Below are 1365 nucleotides of genomic sequence, written 5' to 3'. Positions count from 1 at the left end.
CCTTCGTTTGGAAACCGGGCGTTGATTTTGTAACCCCCGACTTTTGGTGATGAACCATAATATTGTAAAAATAGGTAAACTAAACCAACTAAATATAGTAAAATAAAGTATTAGCACACGTGTTAGTACTTTATTTTTTGGGAGGAGTGTCTTTGATTATTTATTCGATGGAATTTTTGATCATGTTATTTTGACTTGGTTTATTGTACTTGTTCTTGCCTATATAGGAGAAGCATATATCCTGAACAAAAAAGAATGAAAATGAGGTTAAAATCAAACGGAATCGTCCTTCTATTAACTATTTCAATAAATATCGCACTCTTTTTATATTCATAACAAATGCATGATTTTATTTGGTGCTCTATCTTACAGTTTGTGTTACACTCGTAAAAACGATTTTTAGGAGGAAACTATGGTTGCTACATCTATCGGTAATATTATCTGTGTAGGCCGTAATTATGCCAAACATGTGAAAGAGTTAGAAAACGATATACCTACGAACCCGCTTTTGTTCTCTAAACCAACCCATGCCTTACATAGCCCATCAGGACAACTAGCTCTCCCTTTTCATCTAGGAGCTATTCATCATGAAGTAGAAATTGTTGTTAAACTAGCCACCGCCTATAATGATGCCCTACCATTAGACGACATTATAGAAGCCATTGCTATTGGAATTGACTGGACAGCCCGTGACGTCCAATCTTCATTAAAGGAAAAAGGTCATCCTTGGCTTATTTCAAAAGGATTCAAAGGGTCTGCTGTACTTAGCGAATTCATCCCATTTCCAGGTGAAAATGCATTTAAGCAAATTACTTTCTCTCTAATGAATAATGGTAAAATCGTACAATCAGGCGCGACAAAAGATATGATTTTTCCACTCCGATCATTACTAACTTACATCGATAGGCAGCTAGGAACAGATAAAGGGGATATTATTTACACTGGCACCCCAGAAGGAGTAGCACCTGTTCAAAGTGGTGATGTCCTACAAATGCAGCTAAAAAACCCTTCAACTGGAGATATAAGCACAGATGGGCCATTAAACATTGTTGAAGCAAACAAGATGAACGTGTAAAACGATATAATATCATTAAATCTATACCTAAAAGAAGAGTCTATATGTCTATCAGAATCTGTTTATAAGATTATGGTGAATCGATTCACAGGGTTCTAAAGAAGGAGTATTTTTTTCCCTGCCAAATATAGCGGTTGTTTTTTGCTTCTTTTGAAGTCTTTATAGAACGGAAGGCATCACCACCACATTTAGTATAGAACCCAATCAATTATATATAGCACAATAAACCCCTTGAATAATTATTTCAAGGGGTTTAAAATTGCCTGGCGACGTCCTACTCTTGCGGGGAA

Annotated in this window: 1 protein-coding gene; it reads left to right on the top strand. The window is 36.0% G+C overall.

Features of this window, described 5'->3' with window-relative positions; genetic code table 11:
• Positions 1 to 412: 412 nt before the first annotated feature.
• Complete coding sequence (locus N784_RS15650; protein WP_052127381.1) at positions 413 to 1075, top strand: fumarylacetoacetate hydrolase family protein; 663 nt, start codon at positions 413 to 415, stop codon at positions 1073 to 1075.
• Positions 1076 to 1365: the final 290 nt, after the last annotated feature.

The sequence above is a fragment of the Pontibacillus litoralis JSM 072002 genome, assembly GCF_000775615.1.
Taxonomy (GTDB): Bacteria; Bacillota; Bacilli; order Bacillales; family BH030062; genus Pontibacillus; species Pontibacillus litoralis.
Note: the sequence above shows the minus strand (reverse complement) of the source record. Positions and strands in the feature narration are given on the sequence as shown.

What these genes read in the sequence shown, in the direction of transcription:
- N784_RS15650 (WP_052127381.1), top strand. Translation starts at nt 413, where the DNA reads ATGGTTGCTACATCTATCGGTAATATTATCTGTGTAGGCCGTAATTAT.